The sequence below is a fragment of the Streptomyces sp. NPDC020490 genome, from assembly GCF_044335305.1.
Classification (GTDB): Bacteria; Actinomycetota; Actinomycetes; order Streptomycetales; family Streptomycetaceae; genus Streptomyces.
In genome coordinates, this window is sequence record NZ_JBIRUY010000010.1 from 129,961 (window position 1) to 151,770 (window position 21,810).

General features: G+C 67.8%; 29 protein-coding genes and 2 pseudogenes. 3 read left to right on the forward strand and 28 right to left on the reverse strand.

Annotated elements, in window-relative coordinates; all coding sequences use genetic code 11:
- Positions 1-111: 111 nt before the first annotated feature.
- The 21 genes from rplO to rpsJ form a co-directional block, all read right to left on the reverse strand.
- Positions 112-567 (reverse strand): 50S ribosomal protein L15, encoded by a 456-nt coding sequence (rplO, locus tag ACH4ZX_RS13405; RefSeq protein WP_324789180.1) that lies wholly within the window; start codon positions 565-567, stop codon positions 112-114.
- A gap of 2 nt (positions 568-569) precedes the next feature.
- A complete protein-coding gene (rpmD, locus tag ACH4ZX_RS13410; protein ID WP_003974250.1) occupies positions 570-752 on the reverse strand; it encodes a 50S ribosomal protein L30 in 183 nt (60 codons plus the stop codon).
- Between the two features lie 2 nt (positions 753-754).
- Entirely contained in the window at positions 755-1,360 is a 606-nt protein-coding gene (rpsE, locus tag ACH4ZX_RS13415; RefSeq protein ID WP_019753099.1) for a 30S ribosomal protein S5, read from the reverse strand.
- Between the two features lie 36 nt (positions 1,361-1,396).
- Positions 1,397-1,780, reverse strand: coding sequence for a 50S ribosomal protein L18 (gene rplR / locus ACH4ZX_RS13420; RefSeq protein ID WP_324789181.1), 384 nt, complete (start codon positions 1,778-1,780; stop codon positions 1,397-1,399).
- A 3-nt stretch (positions 1,781-1,783) separates the two neighbouring features.
- Positions 1,784-2,323: a 50S ribosomal protein L6 gene (gene rplF / locus ACH4ZX_RS13425; protein ID WP_324789182.1), complete on the reverse strand. Its 540-nt coding sequence runs from the start codon at positions 2,321-2,323 to the stop codon at positions 1,784-1,786.
- Positions 2,324-2,347: 24 nt separating this feature from the next.
- Positions 2,348-2,746 carry a 30S ribosomal protein S8 gene (gene rpsH / locus ACH4ZX_RS13430; RefSeq protein ID WP_014674378.1) on the reverse strand — a complete coding sequence of 133 codons (399 nt, stop codon included), beginning with the start codon at positions 2,744-2,746 and terminating at the stop codon, positions 2,348-2,350.
- Between the two features lie 239 nt (positions 2,747-2,985).
- Positions 2,986-3,171, reverse strand: a complete 186-nt coding sequence (locus tag ACH4ZX_RS13435) for a type Z 30S ribosomal protein S14 (RefSeq protein WP_003948630.1) — start codon at positions 3,169-3,171, stop codon at positions 2,986-2,988.
- 5 nt (positions 3,172-3,176) lie between these two features.
- On the reverse strand, positions 3,177-3,734 hold the full coding sequence (rplE, locus tag ACH4ZX_RS13440) for a 50S ribosomal protein L5 (protein WP_053661885.1): 558 nt from the start codon (positions 3,732-3,734) through the stop codon (positions 3,177-3,179).
- Positions 3,734-4,057 (reverse strand): 50S ribosomal protein L24, encoded by a 324-nt coding sequence (gene rplX / locus ACH4ZX_RS13445; protein WP_069779212.1) that lies wholly within the window; start codon positions 4,055-4,057, stop codon positions 3,734-3,736. Before rplX ends, rplE begins: the two co-directional genes overlap by 1 nt.
- A gap of 2 nt (positions 4,058-4,059) precedes the next feature.
- Complete coding sequence (rplN, locus tag ACH4ZX_RS13450) at positions 4,060-4,428, reverse strand: 50S ribosomal protein L14 (RefSeq protein ID WP_003998823.1); 369 nt, start codon at positions 4,426-4,428, stop codon at positions 4,060-4,062.
- Between the two features lie 129 nt (positions 4,429-4,557).
- Positions 4,558-4,845, reverse strand: a complete 288-nt coding sequence (rpsQ, locus tag ACH4ZX_RS13455; RefSeq protein ID WP_003992363.1) for a 30S ribosomal protein S17 — start codon at positions 4,843-4,845, stop codon at positions 4,558-4,560.
- Entirely contained in the window at positions 4,845-5,069 is a 225-nt protein-coding gene (rpmC, locus tag ACH4ZX_RS13460; RefSeq protein ID WP_003974259.1) for a 50S ribosomal protein L29, read from the reverse strand. The genes rpsQ and rpmC overlap by 1 nt, the downstream gene beginning before the upstream one ends.
- Positions 5,069-5,488 carry a 50S ribosomal protein L16 gene (gene rplP, locus ACH4ZX_RS13465; RefSeq protein WP_009190136.1) on the reverse strand — a complete coding sequence of 140 codons (420 nt, stop codon included), beginning with the start codon at positions 5,486-5,488 and terminating at the stop codon, positions 5,069-5,071. The genes rpmC and rplP overlap by 1 nt, the downstream gene beginning before the upstream one ends.
- A 5-nt stretch (positions 5,489-5,493) precedes the next feature.
- Positions 5,494-6,315 carry a 30S ribosomal protein S3 gene (gene rpsC, locus ACH4ZX_RS13470; protein WP_014674374.1) on the reverse strand — a complete coding sequence of 274 codons (822 nt, stop codon included), beginning with the start codon at positions 6,313-6,315 and terminating at the stop codon, positions 5,494-5,496.
- Positions 6,315-6,662 (reverse strand): 50S ribosomal protein L22, encoded by a 348-nt coding sequence (rplV, locus tag ACH4ZX_RS13475; RefSeq protein ID WP_351890877.1) that lies wholly within the window; start codon positions 6,660-6,662, stop codon positions 6,315-6,317. Before rplV ends, rpsC begins: the two co-directional genes overlap by 1 nt.
- 45 nt (positions 6,663-6,707) lie before the next feature.
- The gene (gene rpsS, locus ACH4ZX_RS13480; protein ID WP_030233885.1) at positions 6,708-6,989 is read right to left on the reverse strand and encodes a 30S ribosomal protein S19; all 282 of its coding nucleotides are present in this window, start codon (positions 6,987-6,989) and stop codon (positions 6,708-6,710) included.
- Between the two features lie 12 nt (positions 6,990-7,001).
- Positions 7,002-7,838, reverse strand: a complete 837-nt coding sequence (gene rplB, locus ACH4ZX_RS13485; protein ID WP_351890875.1) for a 50S ribosomal protein L2 — start codon at positions 7,836-7,838, stop codon at positions 7,002-7,004.
- Between the two features lie 38 nt (positions 7,839-7,876).
- Positions 7,877-8,296: a 50S ribosomal protein L23 gene (gene rplW, locus ACH4ZX_RS13490; protein ID WP_324789184.1), complete on the reverse strand. Its 420-nt coding sequence runs from the start codon at positions 8,294-8,296 to the stop codon at positions 7,877-7,879.
- Positions 8,296-8,955 (reverse strand): 50S ribosomal protein L4, encoded by a 660-nt coding sequence (gene rplD, locus ACH4ZX_RS13495; protein WP_360749244.1) that lies wholly within the window; start codon positions 8,953-8,955, stop codon positions 8,296-8,298. The genes rplW and rplD overlap by 1 nt, the downstream gene beginning before the upstream one ends.
- 8 nt (positions 8,956-8,963) lie before the next feature.
- Positions 8,964-9,608 carry a 50S ribosomal protein L3 gene (gene rplC / locus ACH4ZX_RS13500; RefSeq protein ID WP_324789186.1) on the reverse strand — a complete coding sequence of 215 codons (645 nt, stop codon included), beginning with the start codon at positions 9,606-9,608 and terminating at the stop codon, positions 8,964-8,966.
- A gap of 18 nt (positions 9,609-9,626) precedes the next feature.
- Positions 9,627-9,935: a 30S ribosomal protein S10 gene (gene rpsJ / locus ACH4ZX_RS13505; RefSeq protein WP_003948644.1), complete on the reverse strand. Its 309-nt coding sequence runs from the start codon at positions 9,933-9,935 to the stop codon at positions 9,627-9,629.
- Between the two features lie 683 nt (positions 9,936-10,618).
- On the opposite strand from rpsJ, the pseudogene ACH4ZX_RS13510 reads away from it, so the two are divergent.
- Positions 10,619-11,698, forward strand: a pseudogene (locus ACH4ZX_RS13510) (right-handed parallel beta-helix repeat-containing protein); the annotation flags it as partial.
- Between the two features lie 117 nt (positions 11,699-11,815).
- Here the strand turns inward: ACH4ZX_RS13510 and ACH4ZX_RS13515 are convergent.
- Positions 11,816-12,163 (reverse strand): hypothetical protein, encoded by a 348-nt coding sequence (locus tag ACH4ZX_RS13515; protein ID WP_398271763.1) that lies wholly within the window; start codon positions 12,161-12,163, stop codon positions 11,816-11,818.
- Between the two features lie 441 nt (positions 12,164-12,604).
- Between ACH4ZX_RS13515 and ACH4ZX_RS13520 the strand changes: the two genes are divergently transcribed.
- Together ACH4ZX_RS13520 and gdhA are read left to right on the forward strand one after the other, a co-directional pair.
- Positions 12,605-13,402 (forward strand): YqjF family protein, encoded by a 798-nt coding sequence (locus ACH4ZX_RS13520; protein ID WP_398271765.1) that lies wholly within the window; start codon positions 12,605-12,607, stop codon positions 13,400-13,402.
- 207 nt (positions 13,403-13,609) lie between these two features.
- Positions 13,610-14,968: an NADP-specific glutamate dehydrogenase gene (gdhA, locus tag ACH4ZX_RS13525; protein ID WP_398271767.1), complete on the forward strand. Its 1,359-nt coding sequence runs from the start codon at positions 13,610-13,612 to the stop codon at positions 14,966-14,968.
- 185 nt (positions 14,969-15,153) lie between these two features.
- Here the strand turns inward: gdhA and ACH4ZX_RS13530 are convergent.
- The 6 genes and pseudogenes from ACH4ZX_RS13530 to ACH4ZX_RS13555 form a co-directional block, all read right to left on the reverse strand.
- Positions 15,154-16,284, reverse strand: a pseudogene (locus tag ACH4ZX_RS13530) (acyltransferase family protein).
- A gap of 263 nt (positions 16,285-16,547) precedes the next feature.
- On the reverse strand, positions 16,548-17,741 hold the full coding sequence (tuf, locus tag ACH4ZX_RS13535; protein ID WP_398271768.1) for an elongation factor Tu: 1,194 nt from the start codon (positions 17,739-17,741) through the stop codon (positions 16,548-16,550).
- Between the two features lie 155 nt (positions 17,742-17,896).
- Positions 17,897-20,023, reverse strand: coding sequence for an elongation factor G (gene fusA, locus ACH4ZX_RS13540; protein WP_398271770.1), 2,127 nt, complete (start codon positions 20,021-20,023; stop codon positions 17,897-17,899).
- Between the two features lie 39 nt (positions 20,024-20,062).
- Positions 20,063-20,533, reverse strand: a complete 471-nt coding sequence (rpsG, locus tag ACH4ZX_RS13545) for a 30S ribosomal protein S7 (protein WP_003998848.1) — start codon at positions 20,531-20,533, stop codon at positions 20,063-20,065.
- A 2-nt stretch (positions 20,534-20,535) separates the two neighbouring features.
- A complete protein-coding gene (gene rpsL / locus ACH4ZX_RS13550) occupies positions 20,536-20,907 on the reverse strand; it encodes a 30S ribosomal protein S12 (protein WP_003948652.1) in 372 nt (123 codons plus the stop codon).
- A gap of 305 nt (positions 20,908-21,212) precedes the next feature.
- Positions 21,213-21,704 carry a DUF1707 and DUF4190 domain-containing protein gene (locus ACH4ZX_RS13555; RefSeq protein WP_398271772.1) on the reverse strand — a complete coding sequence of 164 codons (492 nt, stop codon included), beginning with the start codon at positions 21,702-21,704 and terminating at the stop codon, positions 21,213-21,215.
- Between the last annotated feature and the right edge of the window lie 106 nt (positions 21,705-21,810).

Sequence of the window (21,810 nt, forward strand, 5' to 3'; positions counted from 1 at the left end):
AGGCCACCTTACCGGCGACACTGCCCCCCTTGGAACGACCAACCGGGGATACCTCATTGTGAGGTATCCCCGGTCGGGACTTGCTTACGTCATCGAGACGTCCGAACGGACTCAGACGAGCTCGGTGACGGTGCCGCCGGCAGCGGTGATCTTCTCCTTGGCGGAGCCGGAGACGGCGTCCACCGTCACCTGCAGCGCCACGGAGACCTCACCCTGGCCGAGGACCTTGACCAGGCTGTTCTTGCGAACGGCGCCCTTGGCCACCAGGGACTCGACCGTGACCTCGCCACCCTCGGGGTAGAGCGCGGCCAGCTTGTCGAGGTTGACGACCTGGTACTCGGTCTTGAACGGGTTCTTGAAGCCCTTCAGCTTCGGGAGGCGCATGTGCAGCGGCATCTGGCCGCCCTCGAAGCGCTCCGGAACCTGGTAACGGGCCTTGGTGCCCTTGGTACCACGACCGGCCGTCTTACCCTTCGACGCCTCACCACGACCGACACGGGTCTTGGCGGTCTTGGCGCCGGGGGCGGGACGGAGGTTGTGGATCTTGAGCGGGTTCTGCTCCGCCATGATCAGTCGACCTCCTCGACCGTCACGAGGTGGCGGACGGTGTGCACCATGCCGCGGAACTCGGGGCGGTCCTCCTTGACGACCTGCGTGTTGATCCCCTTGAGACCAAGGGAGCGCAGGGTGTCACGGTGGTTCTGCTTGCTGCCGATGTAGGACTTGACCTGCGTGATCTTGAGCTGCGCCATGATTACGCACCCGCCCCGGCACGCGCACGCAGCAGAGCCGCGGGAGCGACGTCCTCGAGGGGCAGACCACGGCGGGCCGCGATCTCCTCGGGACGCTGCAGGCCCTTGAGGGCCTCCACGGTCGCGTGCACGATGTTGATCGCGTTGTCGGAGCCGAGCGACTTCGACAGCACGTCGTGGATACCGGCGCACTCGAGCACGGCACGCACCGGGCCACCGGCGATAACACCGGTACCGGGCGACGCGGGCTTGAGCAGCACGACACCGGCCGCCTTCTCACCCTGGATGGGGTGCGGGATGGTGCCCTGGATCCGGGGGACCTTGAAGAAGTGCTTCTTGGCCTCCTCCACACCCTTGGCGATGGCGGCCGGCACCTCCTTGGCCTTGCCGTAACCGACACCCACGGTGCCGTCACCGTCGCCCACCACGACCAGCGCGGTGAAGCTGAAGCGACGACCACCCTTCACAACCTTGGCGACGCGGTTGATCGCGACGACGCGCTCAACGTACGCGGTCTTCTCGGCGGCAGCAGCGCCGCCGTCACGGCCCTTCCGGTCCCGCCGCTCGCCGCCACCGGCACCGCTTCCGCGGCGCTGGGGTCCAGCCATTGGATTACCTCTCTCTTTCCGCTAGCTACAAGCGGCTCAGAACTTGAGCCCGGCCTCGCGGGCGGCGTCCGCCAGGGCGGCGATGCGCCCGGCGTACTGGTTGCCACCACGGTCGAACACGACGGCCTCGACACCGGCGGCCTTGGCACGCTCGGCGACCAGGGCGCCGACCTGCTTGGCCTGCGCGGACTTGTCGCCCTCGCCACCGCGGATCGACGCGTCCAGGGTGGACGCCGACGCCACGGTGTGGCCCTTCAGGTCGTCGATCACCTGCGCCACGATGTGGCGGTTGGAGCGGGTCACGACCAGACGGGGACGCTCCGCCGTACCGGAGACCTTCTTGCGGATCCGGATGTGGCGGCGCTTGATCGCGGCGCGCTTGTAGGCGTCGCCCTTGAGGATCTTCTGCCCGTATGCCATGGCTTACTTACCCGCCTTTCCGACCTTGCGGCGGATGACTTCGCCCTCGTACTTGACGCCCTTGGCCTTGTACGGGTCGGGCTTGCGCAGCTTGCGGATGTTGGCCGCAACCTCGCCGACCTTCTGCTTGTCGATGCCCTCGACCTGGAAACGGGTCGGGGTCTCCACCTTGAAGGTGATCCCCTCGGGGGCCTCGACGGTGATCGGGTGGCTGTAGCCGAGCGCGAACTCGAGGTTCGAGCCCTTGGCGGTCACGCGGTAACCGACACCGCTGATCTCCAGCTTCTTCACGTAACCCTGGGTCACGCCGGTGATCATGTTCGCCACCAGCGTGCGGGAGAGGCCGTGCAGGGCCTTGCTCTGACGCTCGTCGTTGGGGCGGGTCACCTGCAGGGTGCCGTCCTCGCCCTTGGCGATCTCGATCGGCGCCACGACGGTGTGGGTCAGTTCGCCCTTGGGGCCCTTGACCGAGACCGTACGGCCGTCGATGGTGACGTCCACGCCGGCGGGAACCGCGATGGGGAGCTTGCCGATGCGCGACATAGCTGTTTCCTCCGTTCCCTTCCGCTACCAGACGTAGGCGAGGACTTCCCCACCCACGCCCTTCTTGCCGGCCTGCTTGTCGGTGAGGAGCCCGTGCGACGTGGAGATGATCGCCACGCCCAGGCCGCCGAGCACCTTCGGCAGGTTGGTGGACTTCGCGTACACCCGGAGACCGGGCTTGGAGATCCGCTTGATGCCCGCGATGGAGCGCTCACGGTTGGGGCCGAACTTCAGCTCGAGGACGAGGTTCTTGCCGACCTCGGCGTCCTCGACCTTCCAGCCCGTGATGAAGCCCTCCTGCTGGAGGATCTCCGCGATGTGGGACTTGATCTTGGAGTGCGGCATCGACACCGAGTCGTGGTACGCCGAGTTCGCATTCCGCAGACGCGTCAACATGTCTGCGATCGGATCAGTCATGGTCATGAATTGGCCTGTGGCCTTTCTCGCCGGGGTTTCCTATATGCGCCATCCCTCTCCCCGTACATGGACGGGACGGGTGCGGCGCGGGGACCTACGGCGTAGTAAGCAATCATTCAGCGGACTTCGTCCGCGGGCGATCCAGGGCGGCAGAGGCCCAACCCTCCCAGCCTACGGCATGGAAGGCCGGGCCCCTGCCGGCCCGGTTGCTTACCGAGAGGTCCAGGAATCCCTGTTTACGGGGATTACCAGGAGCTCTTGGTCACGCCCGGCAGCTCGCCACGGTGAGCCATCTCACGAAGGCACACGCGGCAGAGGCCGAACTTGCGGTACACGGAGTGCGGACGGCCGCAGCGCTGGCAGCGGGTGTAGCCGCGCACACCGAACTTGGGCTTACGGGCAGCCTTCGCGATGAGAGCCTTCTTCGCCATCTCGCTCACGCCTCCTTGAAGGGGAAGCCGAGGTGACGGAGGAGCGCGCGGCCCTCAGCGTCGTTGGTCGCCGTGGTGACCACGGTGATGTCCATACCCCGGACGCGGTCGATCTTGTCCTGGTCGATCTCGTGGAACATGACCTGCTCCGTGAGACCGAAGGTGTAGTTGCCACGGCCGTCGAACTGCTTGGGGGACAGGCCGCGGAAGTCGCGGATGCGCGGCAGCGCGAGCGACAGGGTGCGGTCCAGGAACTCCCACATGCGGTCGCCACGGAGCGTGACGTGGGCACCGATCGGCTGGCCCTCACGCAGCTTGAACTGCGCGATGGACTTGCGGGCCTTGGTGACGGCCGGCTTCTGGCCGGTGATCGTGGTGAGGTCGCGGATGGCGCCCTCGATCAGCTTGGAGTCGCGGGCGGCGTCGCCCACACCCATGTTGACCACGATCTTGACGAGGCCGGGGACCTGCATGACGTTCTCGTACTTGAACTCGTCACGCAGCTTGCCCGCGATCTCCTCGCGGTACTTCGTCTTGAGACGCGGAGTGGTGGTGGTAGCCATCAGATGTCCTCACCCGTCCGCTTGGCAACGCGGATCTTGTTGCCCTCGTCGTCGAAGCGGTAGCCGACACGCGTGACGACCTTCTGGCCGTCCTTCTCAACGACCAGCTGGACGTTGGAGACGTGGATCGGCGCCTCGGTCGTGACGATGCCGCCGGCCTGGGAACCGCGAGCGGTGGGACCGGCCTTCGTGTGCTTCTTGACCCGGTTGACACCCTCGACCAGGACGCGGTCCTCGCGCGGGTAAGCGGCAATGACCTTGCCCTGCTTGCCCTTGTCCTTGCCGGTGATGACCTGGACCAGGTCGCCCTTCTTGATCTTCATGCTTACAGCACCTCCGGCGCGAGCGAGATGATCTTCATGAACTTCTTCTCGCGCAGCTCACGCCCGACCGGGCCGAAGATGCGGGTGCCGCGAGGGTCGCCGTCGTTCTTCAGAATGACGGCGGCGTTCTCGTCGAAGCGGATGTACGAGCCGTCCGGACGGCGGCGCTCCTTGACGGTGCGAACGATGACCGCCTTGACGACGTCACCCTTCTTCACGTTGCCACCGGGGATCGCGTCCTTGACGGTGGCGACGATGACGTCACCGATGCCCGCGTAGCGGCGACCGGAGCCACCGAGCACACGGATGCAAAGGATCTCCTTCGCACCCGTGTTGTCGGCGACACGCAGTCGCGACTCCTGCTGGATCACGTCTATCTCCTGAATGTCTGCCGGTTCCCCGGGGGCCGCTCACCGAGCGGCCCCCGGAGCCTGGCGGAACTGTCCTGCGAGGGGTGCCCCGCAGGAACGTACTTTTGGGAATTCCCTTGCGGGAATTGCCTACTTGGCCTTCTCGAGGATCTCGACGACGCGCCAGCGCTTCGTCGCGGACAGCGGCCGGGTCTCCATGAGGAGGACGCGGTCGCCGACACCCGCGGCGTTCTGCTCGTCGTGGGCCTTGAGCTTGTTCGTACGGCGGATGACCTTGCCGTACAGCGCGTGCTTGACACGGTCCTCGACGGCGACGACGACGGTCTTGTCCATCTTGTCGCTGACGACGAGACCCTCACGGGTCTTGCGGAAGCCGCGGGCCTCTGCAGTCTGCTCAGTCACGTTGCTCTCACTCATCAGGCGCTCTCCACCGTCTCGATGCCCAGCTCGCGCTCACGCATCAGGGTGTAGATCCGCGCGATGTCCTTGCGGACGGCCTTCAGCCGACCGTGGTTCTCGAGCTGACCGGTCGCCGCCTGGAAGCGGAGGTTGAACAGCTCTTCCTTGGCCTCGCGGAGCTTCGCCAGAAGCTCCTCGTTGCCCAGCTCGCGCAGCTCGGACGCCTTGGTACCGGCCGACATCACGCTTCACCTGCCTCGCGCTTGACGATCCGGCACTTCATCGGCAGCTTGTGGGCCGCACGGGTCAGCGCCTCACGGGCGATCTTCTCGTTGGGGTACGACAGCTCGAACATGACGCGTCCGGGCTTGACGTTGGCGATCCACCACTCCGGGGAACCCTTACCGGAACCCATGCGGGTCTCGGCCGGCTTCTTGGTGAGGGGACGGTCCGGGTAGATGTTGATCCAGACCTTGCCGCCACGCTTGATGTGGCGGGTCATCGCGATACGGGCCGCCTCGATCTGGCGGTTCGTCACGTAGGCCGGGGTCAGCGCCTGGATGCCGTACTCGCCGAACGCAACCTGCGTGCCACCCTTGGACATACCGTTGCGCTTCGGGTGGTGCTGCTTGCGGTGCTTGACCCTACGGGGGATCAGCATGACGGTCAGGCCTCCGTTCCGGTGCTCTCAGCCGGAGCGGCGGCGGGAGCCTCGGCCTTGGGGGCCTCGGCGCCGGCAGCCTGCTGCGGCTTGCGACCGCGCCGCTCGCCACCGCGGCCACCACGGGCCGGGCGGTCGGCGCCACCGCGGGCCGGGCGGTTACCCGCACGGGCGGCAGCGTTCTCGGCGCGAACCTCGGCGATGTTCTTGACGTCGCCCTTGTAGATCCAGACCTTCACACCGATGCGGCCGAAGGTCGTCTTGGCCTCGAAGAAGCCGTAGTCGACGTTCGCGCGGAGCGTGTGCAGGGGCACGCGGCCCTCGCGGTAGAACTCCGAGCGGGACATCTCGGCGCCGCCGAGACGGCCGCCGCACTGGATCTTGATGCCCTTGGCGCCCGCCTTCATCGCCGACTGCATGCTCTTGCGCATGGCACGGCGGAAGGAGACGCGGGAGGAGAGCTGCTCTGCGACGGCCTGGGCCACCAGCTGGGCGTCGGTCTCGGGGTTCTTGACCTCGAGGATGTTCAGCTGGACCTGCTTGCCGGTGAGCTTCTCGAGGTCGCCGCGGATGCGGTCGGCCTCGGCGCCGCGGCGGCCGATGACGATGCCCGGACGAGCGGTGTGGATGTCCACCCGCACGCGGTCACGGGTGCGCTCGATCTCGACCTTGGAGATGCCGGCGCGCTCCATGCCGGACGTCATCATCCGACGGATGGCGACGTCTTCCTTGACGTAGTCCTTGTACAGCTTGTCGGCGTACCAACGGGACTTGAAGTCCGTGGTGACACCGAGCCGGAACCCATGCGGGTTTACCTTCTGGCCCATTACCGGGTTCCTTCCTTGCTGCTGACGACCACGGTGATGTGGCTGGTCCGCTTGCGGATCCGGTAGGCACGGCCCTGGGCGCGCGGACGGAACCGCTTCAGGGTCGGGCCCTCGTCGACGTAGGCCTCGGAGACGTAGAGGCTGTCGGCGTCGGTGTGGTCGTAGTTGTGCGCGGCGTTGGCGATGGCGCTGTCCAGCACCTTGCCGACCGGAACCGAGGCTGCCTGCGGAGCGAATCGCAGAACAGCCTGGGCCTCCGTGGCGTTCATGCCACGGATGAGGTCCACCACACGGCGGGCCTTCATGGGCGTGACGCGGATGTACCGCGCCTGGGCCCTGGCTTCCATGGTTGTCCCTTCAGAGTTACTTACGTGTCTGAATGCGATCCGCTGCTAGCGGCGCTTCGACTTCCGGTCTTCCTTGACGTGGCCCCGGAAGGTGCGGGTCGGCGAGAACTCGCCGAGCTTGTGGCCGACCATCGACTCGGTGACGAACACCGGGATGTGGGTCTTGCCGTTGTGCACCGCCAGAGTGTGGCCGAGCATGGCCGGGACGATCATCGAGCGACGGGACCAGGTCTTGATGACGTTCTTGGTGCCGGCTTCGTTCTGGGCGTCCACCTTCTTCATCAGGTGGTCGTCGACGAAGGGCCCCTTCTTCAAGCTACGAGGCATCTCAACCCGTCCTTAGCGCTTCTTGTTCGTCTTGCGGCGGCGGACGATGTACTTGTTGCTCGCCTTCTTGGGAGCACGAGTACGACCTTCCTTCTGACCCCAGGGGCTGACCGGGTGGCGACCACCGGAGGTCTTGCCCTCACCACCACCGTGGGGGTGGTCAACCGGGTTCATCGCCACACCGCGAACGGTCGGGCGGACGCCCAGCCAGCGCTTGCGGCCGGCCTTGCCCCAGTTGATGTTGCTCTGCTCGGCGTTGCCGACCTCGCCGACCGTGGCGCGGCAGCGCTGGTCGACCAGGCGGATCTCACCGGACGGCATGCGGAGGTGGGCCATCGAGCCCTCCTTCGCGAGCAGCTGCACGGAGGCACCGGCGGAGCGGGCGAACTTGGCGCCGCCGCCCGGACGAAGCTCCACGGAGTGGATCGTCGTACCGACCGGGATGTTGCGCAGCGCCAGGTTGTTGCCGGGCTTGATGTCGGCGCCGGGGCCGTTCTCGATCCGGTCGCCCTGGCTCAGGCCCTTGGGGGCCAGGATGTAGCGCTTCTCGCCGTCCGCGTAGTGCAGGAGCGCGATGCGCGCGGTGCGGTTGGGGTCGTACTCGATGTGCGCGACCTTCGCCGGCACGCCGTCCTTGTCGTGACGACGGAAGTCGATCAGACGGTAGGCGCGCTTGTGTCCGCCACCCTGGTGGCGAACGGTCACACGACCGGCGTTGTTACGGCCGCCCTTGCTGTGCAGCGGGCGAACCAGCGACTTCTCCGGCGTGGACCGCGTGACCTCGACGAAGTCGGCGACGCTGGCGCCACGACGGCCCGGCGTAGTCGGCTTGTACTTGCGGATTCCCATTTCTCAGTCCTCGTCCGATATCGGACGATCCGACCCGCTTACGCGGTCGGACCGCCGAAGATGTCGATACGGTCGCCCTCGGCGAGGGTCACGATCGCGCGCTTGGTGGCGGCACGCTGGCCGAAGCCCGTGCGGGTCCGCTTGCGCTTGCCGGCGCGGTTGATCGTGTTGACCCCGGTGACCTTGACGTCGAAGACCGCCTGGACGGCCTCCTTGATCTGGGTCTTGTTGGCCCGCGGGTCGACGATGAACGTGTACTTGTTCTCGTCGAGGAGCGCGTAGCTCTTCTCGGAGACGACCGGCTTCAGCAGCACGTCACGGGGGTCCGTGTACGACTTGCTGAGCGGCGTCTCGACGGTGTTCTTGCCCTCGGCGGCGTGGCGGCGCGCCTTGGCGACGCGCGCGGCCTTGGCGGCCTTGGCGGCCTTCGAGGCAATGGCGGGGTGACGGATGGCCATCAGACCTCGCTCCCTTCGGTGTCGTTGGCCTTGTTCGGGCCGGCGACGAAGGACTCGAAAGCGGCCTGGGTGAAGACCACGTCGTCCGAGACGAGAACGTCGTACGTGTTCAGCTGGCCCGGCTCCAGGATGTGGACCTGGGGCAGGTTGCGGGCGGACAGCCACGCGGCCTCGTCGGCGCGGTCGATGACCAGAAGCAGGTTCTTGCGCTCGCTGATCTTGCCGAACAGGCTCTTCGCGGCCTTGGTGCTGGGGGTGTCGCCCTCGACCACGCCGGAGACGACGTGGATGCGGTTGTGACGCGCCCGGTCGGTGAGGGCGTGGCGCAGGGCCGCGGCCTTCATCTTCTTCGGGGTGCGCTGCGAGTAGTCGCGCGGCACGGGACCGTGCACGACGCCACCACCGGCGAACTGCGGCGCGCGGGTCGAACCCTGACGGGCGCGACCGGTGCCCTTCTGGCGGTAAGGCTTCTTGCCACCGCCGCGGACCTCGCCGCGCGTCTTGGTCTTGTGGGTGCCCTGGCGGGCAGCGGCCAGCTGCGCGACGACGACCTGGTGGATCAGCGGGATGCTGACCTTCTCAACGCCGAAGATCTCCGCGGGGAGCTCGACGGTACCGGCCTTGTCGCCCGCCGGCGAAAGGATGTCAACAGTGCTCATCGGTTACCTCAGGCCCCCTTGGCCGCGGTGCGGACCAGGACGAGGCCGCCGTTCGGACCGGGAACCGCGCCCTTGATGAGCAGCAGACCCTTCTCCGCGTCAACGGCGTGGACGGTCAGGTTCTGGGTGGTGACCCGCTCGTTGCCCATGCGACCCGCCATGCGGAGGCCCTTGAACACACGGCCCGGGGTGGCGCAGCCACCGATGGAACCGGGCGAGCGGTGCTTGCGCTGCGTGCCGTGACCGGCGCCGAGGCCACCGAAGTTGTGGCGCTTCATGACACCGGCGAAGCCCTTGCCCTTGCTCTTGCCGGTGACGTCGACCTTCACGCCGGCCTCGAACACCTCGGCGGTGATCTCCTGGCCGAGGGTGTACTCGCTGGCGTCAGCGGTACGGATCTCGACGAGGTGACGGCGCGGGGTGACGTCGGCCTTGGCGAAGTGGCCCTTGAGGGGCTTGTTCACCTTGCGGGGGTCGATCTCGCCGAAGGCGATCTGGACCGACTCGTAGCCGTCGGTGTCGTTCGTACGGACCTGGGTGACGACGTTGGGCCCGGCCTTGACGACGGTGACCGGAACAACACGGTTGTTCTCGTCCCACACCTGCGTCATACCGAGCTTCTCGCCCAGGATGCCCTTGATCTGCTTAGCCATCTCTCAGATCACCGCGCCTCAGAGCTTGATCTCGATGTCGACACCGGCCGGGAGGTCGAGTCGCATCAGAGAGTCAACGGTCTTGGGGGTCGGGTCGAGGATGTCGATCAGGCGCTTGTGCGTACGCATCTCGAAGTGCTCGCGCGAGTCCTTGTACTTGTGCGGCGACTTGATGACGCAGTACACGTTCTTCTCAGTGGGCAGCGGCACCGGGCCCGCGACCGACGCACCAGTGCGGGTCACCGTCTCGACGATCTTCTTCGCCGAGGAGTCGATGACCTCGTGGTCGTAGGCCTTGAGCCGGATGCGGATCTTCTGTCCCGCCATGGCTACTCAGTAGTCCTGTCTCTTCTCACGCTCTGGACCCGGTGTCACTCCACCCTCGTTCTCCGACCCACGCGGTCGGGCGTGTCGCGCTCCCGCTGACACAGATGTCCCTTGTTCGAACATCCCTGCGGGGAATGCACACGGCCCTTCCGGAACCGCAAGCCGGGGACGAAAGTCCACCGGGCGCCTGGTCGGTGCCGCGCTGACACTTCCCGGAAGATTCCCGTACGTCCGCCCCAGCGCTGCCTGACGGCAGTTAGGGCGACGAGTACTGTGGGACTCGCTTCCGGTCCCCCCGGCGGGAGGCGCGCAGCATCAACACTCGACCGAGCAACTCGGACAGTCTGCCATATGGGGCAGGCCGCTGGCCAATCGAGCCGGAGAGAATACCCCCAGGGTGACGCAGGTCAAACCCGCACCCTCCCCGCGCCCCCCGCGCAACCCGGGACCCGTTCATGCTCGTGAATATGAATCACGTACGCAACCCTTGACGCGTCCACAGCAAGCGCTTACGGTCCCACACGGACGTTGAGAAAGCGCTTTCCCCTGCACGGCACACCCCTGGTCACGGACGAACCGGAGGCACCACCATGCAAGTGAAGCCCGTCATCGCGTGCGTCAGTCTGCTGGCAGGCGCGCTGGTCGCGCTGTCCGGCGCTCCGGCGCAGGCCGCGAGCACCACGCAGTACGTGTCGCCGAGCGGCACCGCCAGTGCGGCCGGGACGCAGTCCGCCCCGACGACGCTCGCCACGGCGATCAGCCGCATCGCGCCCGGCGGCACCATCTACCTGCGCGGCGGCACCTACAGCTACTCCTCGACCGTCACGATCCCGGCCGGCAGCGACGGCACCTCGAGCGCCCGCACCACCCTGAGCGCCTACCCGGGCGAGACCCCGGTGCTGAACTTCTCGGCGCAGAGCGAGAGTTCGTCCAACCGCGGGCTGCAGCTCAACGCGAACTACTGGCACCTGTACGGCCTCACCGTCGAGCACGCCGGCGACAACGGGATCTACGTCGGCGGCAGCAACAACGTCGTTGAGCGCGTGGTGACCGCCTACAACCGCGACACCGGACTCCAGCTCGGCCGGATCTCCTCCAGCACCCCGAGCTCCCAGTGGCCGTCCAACAACCTGATCGTGAGCTCGGAGTCGCACGACAACGCCGACTCCGGCGGGGAGAACGCCGACGGCTTCGCCGCGAAGCTCACCACCGGCACCGGCAACGTCTTCCGCTACGACGTCGCCCACAACAACATCGACGACGGCTGGGACCTCTACACCAAGACCGACACCGGAGCCATCGGCCCGGTGACCATCGAGTACTCCCTCTCCTACCGCAACGGCACCCTCACCGACGGCACCCAGAACACCAACGGCGACCGCAACGGCTACAAGCTCGGCGGCTCGGACATCGCGGTCAACCACACGGTCCGGCACAACATCGCCTACAACAACGGCCATCACGGGTTCACGTACAACAGCAACCCCGGCACGATGGCCATCTCGAACAACGCCAGCATCGACAACGTCCAGCGCAACTTCTCGTTCGACGAAGGCACCTCGGTGTTCCGGACCAACACCTCCTGCCGGTTCAGCGTCAGCGGGTCGAACGACAAGACGGTCGGCGACGCCGACAGCTCCAACCAGTTCTGGACCGGCACCAACGGCTCCCGCTGCTCCTCCTACAGCGGCTCCCTGGGCTGGTCCTTCGCCTCGAACGGCGCCCTCGCCGTCACCTTCGGGGGGAAGGTCGTGACGCCGTAGGGCCGGGCCGGCTCGACGGATCCTCCGACGCCGACGCGCCGCGCTCCCGGTTCTCCCCGGGAGCGCGGCGCGTCACTGGTGTGCGGCCGGCGTGAAGGGGCCGCCGGTCGGTCGCGGTCAGCCGGTGGCGTCGAGCGGGAGCGGGCCGCCCCGCAGCCACTGGGCGCCCTGACGGCTCAGCATGACCCAGTCGCCCTCGGATCTGGGCCGCAGGTCGTCGACGATGATCATCCGCAGCCGCAGCCACGCCACCGCCTCACTGATGGCGCCCAGCGCCTCCGGATCCTTCAGCTGCCGGTAGTCCCGGCGGACCCGGTGCAGCCAGCCGGAGATGTTCGGCGTGCTGCCGCCCGGCCTCATCAGATCCCCCACGACACTGCGGGCGAGGGTTTCGAGCGGGAGCGCCACCACCTGCTCGGCCGAGAGCGAGGACAGAGCCGGCGCATTCCCCTGTATGCCTGTCATGGGCACAAGGTAACGCAGAGCGCAGGTGCCAAAGGCGTCATGCGACCAGCAGACGGGCGTCCATGGTGTCCCGCAGGCGGTTGATGACCGCCGTTCCGGCCGCGTGGTGCGGCAGGTGCGGGGTAGGTCGGGCTCCCAGCCGTCGCGGCCGTGGCGGGTCCGCAGGATGACGATCAGCGTCTGCCGCAGGACGAGTCCATGAACGCCCGCGGACCGCGGTGGCGCCGCGGGCCGGTGGATCCGGTCCCGGGCGGCGTGGTGGCACCGCGGGCCGGTGGATCCGGTCCCGCGGACCGTGGTGGCGCCGCGGGCCGGTGGATCCGGTCCCGGGCGGCGTGGTGGCACCGCGGGCCGGTGGATCCGGTCCCGCGGACCGTGGTGGCGCCGCGGGCCGGTGGATCCGGTCCCGGGTGGCGTGCTGAAGCCTGGGACACTGGCGCCGTGCCTCCGACCCCGCAGTCACCAGCGCCACTGCAGCCACGACCGCCGACACCCCCGCACCCCATAACGGCCGACCCTCCCGAGGCCATCGCGCGGCCCCTGCTCACCCAGTCCTGGCTCGACCTGACCTTCCTGCACTGGGCGGTGGACCCGGCCGACGTGGCCCGTCTGCTGCCGGCGGGCGCCGTGCCCGACACCCTGGACGGTGTCACGTACGTCGGTCTCGTCGCCTTCCGCATGCACCGCGTGGGCTGGCTCCGCCTCCCGGGCGTCCCCTACCTCGGCACGTTCCCCGAGACCAACGTCCGCCTGTACTCGGTGGACACGCACGGGCGGCGCGGCGTCGTCTTCCGCTCCCTGGACGCCTCGCGCCTGATCCCCGTGGCGGTCGGGCGCCTGGGCTTCCGCATGCCGTACCTCTGGTCCCGGATGGACATCCGGCACGACGGGGACACCGTGACGTACACCAGCTCACGGCGGTGGCCGGGCCCGCGCGGCACCCGGAGCCGTATCACCGTGCGGACGGGCGAGCCGGTCGAGGAGCCCACCGAGCTGGAGCACTTCCTGACCGCCCGCTGGGGCATGCACGGGGCCTTCTTCGGCCGGTCGATGTATCTGCCCAACGCCCATCCGCGCTGGCCGCTGCACCGGGCCGAACTCGTCGAGTGCGACGAGGACCTGGTCATGGCGGCCGGTCTGCCGGCACCGGAGGGGGAACCGGTGAGCGTCCTGTACTCGCCGGGCGTCCCCGCCCGCTTCGGGCGCCCGGCCCGCCCGGCCGGCATCGCGACGCCGTGACCGGTTCTGCGGCGTCTCGTTCTCGTACACGGAATCTCACATGCGGAACGCCGTCCTGGCCTCTTGGTCTTCTCTTCAACATGGGGGTAACGCTTAGGCGCCGACTGCTCGCGGATGCGGGCGGCCGAGATTCCCACGCGCGGCAATGACGCCGAGCGCCCTTCACCGGCTCAGTCCCGGTGTCAGCCGTGCCTGAAAGGGACCTCCGTGACCTCACGCCCCGACCCCAAGACCGCCCTCGCATTCCTGCGCACCGAGATCGAACGGCGCAACCCGGCGGAGCCCGAGTTCCACCAGGCCGCCCGTGAGGTGCTGGACAGCCTCGGCCGGGTGCTCACGGCCCGCCCCGAGTACGCCGACCCGGGCCTCGTCGAGCGGCTGATCGAGCCGGAGCGGCAGATCATCTTCCGCGTGCCCTGGCAGGACGACCGGGGCCGGGTCCACGTCAACCGCGGCTTCCGCGTCGAGTTCAACAGCGCCCTCGGCCCGTACAAGGGCGGCCTGCGCTTCCACCCGTCCGTGAACCTCGGGATCATCAAGTTCCTCGGCTTCGAGCAGATCTTCAAGAACGCGCTGACCGGCCTCGGCATCGGCGGCGGCAAGGGCGGCAGCGACTTCGACCCGCAGGGGCGCAGCGACGCGGAGGTCATGCGCTTCTGCCAGTCCTTCATGACCGAGCTGTACCGGCACATCGGTGAGTACACCGACATCCCGGCCGGTGACATCGGGGTCGGCGCCCGCGAGATCGGATACCTGTTCGGCCAGTACCGGCGGATCACCAACCGCTGGGAGGGCGGCGTGCTGACCGGCAAGAGCGCCGGCTGGGGCGGCTCGCTGATCCGTCCGGAGGCGACCGGATACGGCAACGTGCTGTTCGCGGAGGCCATCCTGCGCGCCCGCGGTGAGGACCTCGAGGGGCAGACGGCGGTCGTCTCCGGCTCCGGGAACGTCGCGATCTACACCATCCAGAAACTGGTGGCCCTCGGCGCCAACCCGGTGACCTGTTCGGACTCCAGCGGCTACGTGGTGGACGAGAAGGGCATCGACGTGGACCTGCTGCGTCAGGTCAAGGAGGTCGAACGCGGCCGGGTGAGCGACTACGCCGAGCGTCGCGGCGCCTCCGCACGGTTCGTCCCCGGCGGGCGGGTCTGGGAGGTCCCGGCGGACCTCGCCCTGCCGTCGGCGACGCAGAACGAGCTGAACGCCGACGACGCCGCCGAGCTCATCCGCAACGGCGTGAAGGCGGTCTCGGAAGGCGCGAACATGCCGACCACGCCGGACGCGGTGCAACTCCTGCAGCGGGCCCAAGTCGCCTTCGGCCCAGGCAAGGCCGCGAACGCGGGCGGGGTCGCGGTGAGCGCCCTCGAGATGACGCAGAACGCGTCGCGTACGTCGTGGAAGGCCGAGCAGGTCGAGAACGAACTGGCCCGCATCATGACCGACATCCACACCACCTGCGCCGAGACCGCCGAACGCTACGGCGCCCCCGGCGATTACGTGGCCGGCGCGAACATCGCCGGCTTCGAGCGGGTGGCGGACGCGATGCTGGCACAGGGCGTCATCTGATCCGGGGCCCTGACCCGGGGGCCCTGCCCCGGGGCGCGGTCCCGGCCGGACGGCCGGGCGCCGGAAGCGGGCGGGGGATGTCCGGTGAGGCCAGGACTCACCGGTTCCCCGTCCGACGCCGGCAGTCCGGCAGGATCACCACGCCGTGACCCGCGTCGCCCGCCTCGGTCGTCCCGCGGGCCGGGTCACCCCGCGTTCCGCAGCCGCGCGAACGACGTGTCCAGCCCCCGCTTCAGCAGCCCCGCCACCGGGCGCTCCACGAACCGGTGCACCAGCCAGCTCAGCAGCAGGAACCCGGCGATCACCGACGCGACCAGCAGACGGGCGTCCATCGTGTCCCGCAGCCGGTTGATGACCGTCGTACCGGCCGCGTAGTGCAGCAGGTACAGGGGGTACGTCAGGCTCCCGGCCGTCGCCAGCCACCTCCAGCGGATCCGGTCCGTCGCGCCGAGCGCGATCGCGGCCATGGCGAGCAGGAACGCCGTGTAGACCAGCACGCTCCCCCGCCACCCGGAGACGTGCTCGACGTTGTCGATGCGCAGCCCCAGCTCCCGCTGCCCCATCAGCCAGGCCATCGCGAGGATGCCCCACAGCAGCAGGTCCTGGCCGAAGCGGTGCATGAGGTAGAGGGCCAGGCCGGCGATGAAGTACCAGGCGCCGTCCGGGTCGGCGGCCAGGGCCAGCAGGTGTAACTTCGACACCGGGGCGAGCATCGCCGCGGCGCCCCACACGCAGCAGAAGACCACGACCCGCCGGTAGGTCAGGCCCACCGCGACGACGACCAGGAACAGCAGGTAGAAGCGGAGTTCCGACCAGAGCGTCCAGTACACCCCGTCGACGTCGGCCACGCCCGAACCGGACTGCAGCATCGTCAGGTTGAGGAGTACGTCGCTCAGCGGCAGGCGGTCCCAGACACCGGGGAGGGCCACCAGGACGGCCGTGGTGAACGCTATGGCGAATCAGTACGCGGGGTACAGCCGGATCACCCGCGAGACGAAGAACTGGCGCGGGGTGCGGCCCCAGCAGGACATGCAGATCACGAAGCCGCTGATGACGAAGAAGATCTCGACACCGATCCAGCCGTACGAGGCTGAGTGGTACACCGTCGGCATGATGTCGGACGCCGGCCGGTCCCAGACGGCGTTGTGCGGCCGGTCGACGCGGCGCGTGCCGGCGTAGTGGTGCACGGCGACCATCAGGGCCGCGAGCAGGCGGATGCCGTCGACGGCGTACAGGCGGGGGCGTTCCCGCCGGGGCGGGGGCGTGTCGCGGCGCGCCCGCACCGTCCGCAGTCGCTGTACCGGCCGGTCGGCCATCACGGACATCAGCCCTCACCCCTGTCTGCCGCCTCCAGTGCGAGCGTCCACGCTAGGACGGCACAACCGGCCCACAGCGAGCAGACAGGAACATTCGGGATGCCTCCGGCGCGGAGTTGGCGCAACTCTCGGCGGCCGGTCCCGCGGGGTTCGCCGGGACTTCACCGGACCGCCGTCGGCCCTTCCGGCGCGGGGAAGGCGAAGGGGCCCGTACGACCGAAGTCGTACGGGCCCCTTCAGAGACCTACCGGGTCAGTCGAAGATCACTTGGTGATCTTGGTGACCTGGCCGGCGCCCACGGTCCGGCCACCCTCACGGATGGCGAACTTCAGGCCCTCTTCCATGGCGACGGGCTGGATGAGCTCCACCTTCATCTCGGTGTTGTCACCCGGCATGACCATCTCGGTGCCCTCGGGGAGGGTCACCACGCCGGTCACGTCCGTCGTACGGAAGTAGAACTGCGGACGGTAGTTGTTGAAGAACGGCGTGTGGCGGCCACCCTCGTCCTTGGACAGGATGTAGGCCTGCGCCTCGAACTCGGTGTGCGGGGTGACCGAGCCCGGCTTGATGATGACCTGGCCGCGCTCGACGTCCTCGCGCTTGATGCCGCGGAGCAGCAGACCGACGTTCTCACCGGCCTGGCCCTCGTCGAGCAGCTTGCGGAACATCTCGATGCCGGTGACCGTGGTGGAGGTCTTCTCCGTCTTGATGCCGATGATGTCGACGGTCTCGTTGACCTTGAGGACACCACGCTCGATACGGCCGGTGACGACCGTACCGCGACCGGTGATGGTGAAGACGTCCTCGATCGGCATCAGGAACGGCTTGTCGACGTCACGCTCGGGCTCCGGGATGGAGGTGTCGACGGCGTTCATGAGCTCGAGGACCGACTGGGTCCACTTCTCGTCGCCCTCGAGCGCCTTCAGCGCGGAGACGCGGACGACCGGCAGGTCGTCGCCCGGGAACTCGTACTCGGAGAGGAGCTCACGGACCTCGAGCTCGACGAGCTCCATGATCTCCTCGTCGTCCACCATGTCGGCCTTGTTCAGGGCGACGACGATGTAGGGGACGCCGACCTGGCGGGCCAGGAGCACGTGCTCCTTGGTCTGCGGCATCGGACCGTCGGTCGCGGCGACCACGAGGATCGCGCCGTCCATCTGGGCGGCACCGGTGATCATGTTCTTGATGTAGTCCGCGTGACCCGGGCAGTCGACGTGGGCGTAGTGACGCGCCTCGGTCTGGTACTCGACGTGCGCGATGGAGATGGTGATACCGCGCTGGCGCTCCTCGGGCGCCTTGTCGATGTTGTCGAACGGGGTGGCCTCGTTCAGGTCCGGGTACGCGTCGTGCAGCACCTTGGTAATGGCGGCCGTGAGGGTCGTCTTACCGTGGTCGATGTGACCGATGGTGCCGATGTTGACGTGCGGCTTAGTCCGCTCGAACTTCGCCTTCGCCACTGGGGTCCTCCTGTGGAGTGGTTCTGTACGCCTTACTTCATCGGCGCCAGGTGATCTTTGCTGGAAAGCCCGGGCCCTGGGGCAAACACCATCGGATGCGGGTGTTTGCCCCGTGAGGCTCCGGAGTCAAGCCTACGGCGTGTGAACGCGGTGCGTTACTCGCCCTTGGCCTTCGCGATGATCTCCTCGGCGACGTTCCGCGGAACCTCGGCGTAGGAGTCGAACTGCATCGAGTAGCTTGCGCGACCCGACGTCTTGCTGCGGAGGTCTCCGACGTAGCCGAACATCTCCGAGAGGGGCACGAGGCCCTTCACGACGCGGGCACCCGCCCGCTCCTCCATGGCCTGGATCTGGCCACGGCGGGAGTTGATGTCGCCGATGACCTCGCCCATGTAGTCCTCGGGCGTGGTGACCTCGACGGCCATCATCGGCTCGAGGAGCACGGGGCTGGCCTTGCGCGCGGCCTCCTTGAAGGCCTGCGAACCGGCGATCTTGAACGCGAGCTCGGAGGAGTCCACCTCGTGGTAGGCGCCGTCGAGCAGCGTGACACGCACACCGGTCATCTCGTAGCCGGCGAGGATGCCGAACTGCATGGCCTCCTGCGCACCCGCGTCGACCGAAGGGATGTACTCCTTCGGCACACGGCCACCGGTCACCTTGTTGACGAACTCGTACGAGGCGTCGCCGCCCTCGATCGGCTCGATCGCGATGATGACGCGGGCGAACTGGCCGGTACCACCCGTCTGCTTCTTGTGGGTGTACTCGACCTTCTCGACCGCCTTGCGGATGGTCTCGCGGTAGGCGACCTGCGGCTTGCCGACGTTGGCCTCGACCTTGAACTCACGGCGCATGCGGTCGACCAGCACCTCGAGGTGCAGCTCGCCCATGCCGCCGATGATGGTCTGGCCGGTCTCCTCGTCGGAGTGGACCTGGAAGGAGGGGTCCTCCTCGGCCAGGCGCTGGATCGCGACGCCGAGCTTCTCCTGGTCGCCCTTCGACTTGGGCTCGATGGCGACCTGGATCACCGGCGCCGGGAAGTCCATGGACTCCAGGATGACCGGGGACTTCTCGTCGCACAGCGTCTCACCGGTGGTGGTCTGCTTCAGGCCCATGACGGCGACGATGTCGCCGGCGCCCACCGACTCGATCTCCTCACGCTTGTTGGCGTGCATGCGGTAGATCTTGCCGATGCGCTCCTTCTTGCCCTTGACGGAGTTCAGCACCGAAGAGCCGGACTCCAGGCGGCCCGAGTAGACCCGGACGAAGGTGAGCTTGCCCAGGTGCGGGTCGCTCATGATCTTGAACGCCAGCGCGGACAGCGGCTCGTCGTCGGACGGCTTGCGCTTGATGACCGTCTCCGGGTCCTTGACGTCGTGGCCCTCGATGGCCTCGATGTCGACCGGGGACGGCAGGTAGCGCACGACCGCGTCGAGCAGGGGCTGCACGCCCTTGTTCTTGAACGCGGTGCCGCAGAACACCGGGGTCACCGTGGTGCCGGTGCCCTTGCCGGACGCGATGGTGATACGACGGATCGCCGCGTACAGCTGCTCCTCGGTGGGCTCCTCGCCCTCGAGGTACAGCTCCATCAGCTCCTCGTCGTTCTCGGCGACGGCCTCGAGCAGCTTGCCGCGCCACTCCTCGGCAGCCTCGGTGTGGGTGGCCGGGATGTCGACGACGTCGTACATCTCGCCCTTGGTCGCCTCGGCAGACCACACCAGGGCCTTCATCGTCACCAGGTCGACGACGCCCTTGAAGTCGGCCTCGGCGCCGATCGGCAGCTGCATGACCAGCGGCTGCGCGCCCAGGCGGTCGGAGATCATGTCGACGCAGCGGTGGAACTCGGCACCCGTGCGGTCGAGCTTGTTGACGAAGCAGATACGCGGAACGCCGTAGCGGTCCGCCTGACGCCACACCGTCTCGGACTGGGGCTCGACACCGGCGACGCCGTCGAACACCGTCACGGCACCGTCGAGCACACGCAGGGAACGCTCCACCTCGACGGTGAAGTCGACGTGACCCGGGGTGTCGATGATGTTGATGGTGTGGTCGACGTTCTCCAGCGACCAGTGACAGGTGGTGGCAGCAGAGGTGATCGTGATGCCACGCTCCTGCTCCTGCTCCATCCAGTCCATGGTGGCAGCGCCGTCGTGGACCTCACCGATCTTGTAAGACACACCGGTGTAGAACAGGATCCGCTCGGTGGTGGTCGTCTTGCCCGCGTCGATGTGGGCCATGATGCCGATGTTGCGCACCTTGGCCAGGTCAAGTGAAGTGGTAGCCATAAGGCTTCAGTCTTCTCTCGGTCTCGATGTGGGTAGCGACTACCAGCGGTAGTGCGCGAAGGCCTTGTTGGACTCGGCCATCTTGTGGGTGTCCTCGCGCTTCTTCACGGCCGCACCGAGGCCGTTGGAGGCGTCGAGAAGCTCGTTGAGGAGACGCTCGGTCATGGTCTTCTCGCGACGGGCGCGGGAGTAACCGACCAGCCAGCGCAGCGCCAGGGTGTTGGCGCGGCCGGGCTTGACCTCGACCGGCACCTGGTAGGTGGCGCCACCGACACGGCGGGACTTGACCTCGAGGGTCGGCTTGATGTTCTCGAGAGCGCGCTTGAGCGTGATGACCGGGTCGTTGCCGGTCTTCTCGCGCAGGCCCTCCATGGCACCGTAGACGATGCGCTCGGCGGTGGAGCGCTTGCCGTTCAGCAGCACCTTGTTGATCAGGGAGGTCACCAGAGGAGAGCCGTAGACCGGGTCGATGATGACCGGGCGCTTCGGGGCGGGGCCCTTACGAGGCATTCTTACTTCTCCTTCTTGGCGCCGTAACGGCTGCGAGCCTGCTTGCGGTTCTTGACACCCTGGGTGTCGAGCGAGCCACGGATGATCTTGTAGCGAACACCCGGCAGGTCCTTCACACGGCCGCCGCGCACGAGCACGATGGAGTGCTCCTGCAGGTTGTGTCCCTCACCCGGAATGTAAGCGGTGACCTCGATCCCGCTGGTCAGACGCACACGCGCGACCTTACGCAGGGCCGAGTTCGGCTTCTTCGGGGTGGTCGTGAACACACGCGTGCAGACGCCGCGACGCTGAGGGGAACCCTCGAGTGCGGGCGTCTTGTTCTTCTCGACCTTGTCCTGCCGGCCCTTGCGGACCAGCTGCTGGATCGTAGGCACTACTTCTCCGGTTTCTGTGTGCCGATGGGTACAGCTAACCTGGAACATCTCCGACCCACGCGGTCGGGTGTGTCGGATCCCGCGAACTCCCGCCGGGCGGCAGAAAGAGGCACGGATCACGGTGGCCGTTCACGGCTCCCTATGCGGTTCGAAGGCACGCAGGAGAGCCAAGGCACACCCCAGGCACAAGGTCTGAGCGTACCTACCTCATTCGCTGCGGTCAAAACAAATGGGCCCCGCCCGCATCGTCACGCGAGACATGTCAAGCCCATACACCGGCTTCGGGCTTCGAAAGGTTGATCCGGTCACCCGGTGCCGGACACGACCGCCGACACCATCCCCAGCACCAGCACCAGGGCCCAGAAGCCGGTGGACAGCCAGCCGAGGATCACGCCGGTCAGGGCGAAGCCGTCGCCGGGCTCGCCGGTGCGGCGGATCTCGGCGCGGGCGGTGTGGCCCAGGACGATCGCCGGGATGCCGGTGAAGCCCATCGTCGGCACGCACAGCAGACCGCAGACAAAGGCGCCCACGGCCTTGCCGTTGGTCCGTGCCGGGGGCACCGGCAGGAAGGTGCCCGGCACGGGCGCCGGGGCCGTCGTCATCGGCATCGGGCCGTGCGGCAGGTCGGCGACCAGGAGGGCCAGTTCCCCGACCGTGCGGGACGCGTAGGCGCGTGCCACCCGCTTCTCGAACTCGGGCTGCTCCAGGCGTCCCTCGCCGAACCCCGCTCTGAGCACGTCCACGGTCCGCTCACGGTCGGCGTGCGAGGCGAGCATCGACGACGCAGCCGACGGCATGTTCTGTCCTGCCCACGGCTGCGGAACGCCCTGGCCGGCCCACGGCTGCGGCACGTGAGGCCCCTGCTGCCAGGGCCGCGACGACTCATCGGACACGGAGCACCTC

Coding starts and splice junctions, on each gene's coding strand:
- rplO (WP_324789180.1), bottom strand. CDS start 567: ATGGCGGAGCAGAACCCGCTCAAGATCCACAACCTCCGTCCCGCCCCC.
- rpmD (WP_003974250.1), bottom strand. CDS start 752: ATGGCGCAGCTCAAGATCACGCAGGTCAAGTCCTACATCGGCAGCAAG.
- rpsE (WP_019753099.1), bottom strand. CDS start 1,360: ATGGCTGGACCCCAGCGCCGCGGAAGCGGTGCCGGTGGCGGCGAGCGG.
- rplR (WP_324789181.1), bottom strand. CDS start 1,780: ATGGCATACGGGCAGAAGATCCTCAAGGGCGACGCCTACAAGCGCGCC.
- rplF (WP_324789182.1), bottom strand. CDS start 2,323: ATGTCGCGCATCGGCAAGCTCCCCATCGCGGTTCCCGCCGGCGTGGAC.
- rpsH (WP_014674378.1), bottom strand. CDS start 2,746: ATGACCATGACTGATCCGATCGCAGACATGTTGACGCGTCTGCGGAAT.
- ACH4ZX_RS13435 (WP_003948630.1), bottom strand. CDS start 3,171: ATGGCGAAGAAGGCTCTCATCGCGAAGGCTGCCCGTAAGCCCAAGTTC.
- rplE (WP_053661885.1), bottom strand. CDS start 3,734: ATGGCTACCACCACCACTCCGCGTCTCAAGACGAAGTACCGCGAGGAG.
- rplX (WP_069779212.1), bottom strand. CDS start 4,057: ATGAAGATCAAGAAGGGCGACCTGGTCCAGGTCATCACCGGCAAGGAC.
- rpsQ (WP_003992363.1), bottom strand. CDS start 4,845: ATGAGTGAGAGCAACGTGACTGAGCAGACTGCAGAGGCCCGCGGCTTC.
- rpmC (WP_003974259.1), bottom strand. CDS start 5,069: ATGTCGGCCGGTACCAAGGCGTCCGAGCTGCGCGAGCTGGGCAACGAG.
- rplP (WP_009190136.1), bottom strand. CDS start 5,488: ATGCTGATCCCCCGTAGGGTCAAGCACCGCAAGCAGCACCACCCGAAG.
- rpsC (WP_014674374.1), bottom strand. CDS start 6,315: ATGGGCCAGAAGGTAAACCCGCATGGGTTCCGGCTCGGTGTCACCACG.
- rplV (WP_351890877.1), bottom strand. CDS start 6,662: ATGGAAGCCAGGGCCCAGGCGCGGTACATCCGCGTCACGCCCATGAAG.
- rpsS (WP_030233885.1), bottom strand. CDS start 6,989: ATGCCTCGTAGCTTGAAGAAGGGGCCCTTCGTCGACGACCACCTGATG.
- rplB (WP_351890875.1), bottom strand. CDS start 7,838: ATGGGAATCCGCAAGTACAAGCCGACTACGCCGGGCCGTCGTGGCGCC.
- rplW (WP_324789184.1), bottom strand. CDS start 8,296: ATGGCCATCCGTCACCCCGCCATTGCCTCGAAGGCCGCCAAGGCCGCC.
- rplD (WP_360749244.1), bottom strand. CDS start 8,955: ATGAGCACTGTTGACATCCTTTCGCCGGCGGGCGACAAGGCCGGTACC.
- rplC (WP_324789186.1), bottom strand. CDS start 9,608: ATGGCTAAGCAGATCAAGGGCATCCTGGGCGAGAAGCTCGGTATGACG.
- rpsJ (WP_003948644.1), bottom strand. CDS start 9,935: ATGGCGGGACAGAAGATCCGCATCCGGCTCAAGGCCTACGACCACGAG.
- ACH4ZX_RS13515 (WP_398271763.1), bottom strand. CDS start 12,163: ATGACAGGCATACAGGGGAATGCGCCGGCTCTGTCCTCGCTCTCGGCC.
- fusA (WP_398271770.1), bottom strand. CDS start 20,023: ATGGCTACCACTTCACTTGACCTGGCCAAGGTGCGCAACATCGGCATC.
- rpsG (WP_003998848.1), bottom strand. CDS start 20,533: ATGCCTCGTAAGGGCCCCGCCCCGAAGCGCCCGGTCATCATCGACCCG.
- ACH4ZX_RS13555 (WP_398271772.1), bottom strand. CDS start 21,704: ATGCCGTCGGCTGCGTCGTCGATGCTCGCCTCGCACGCCGACCGTGAG.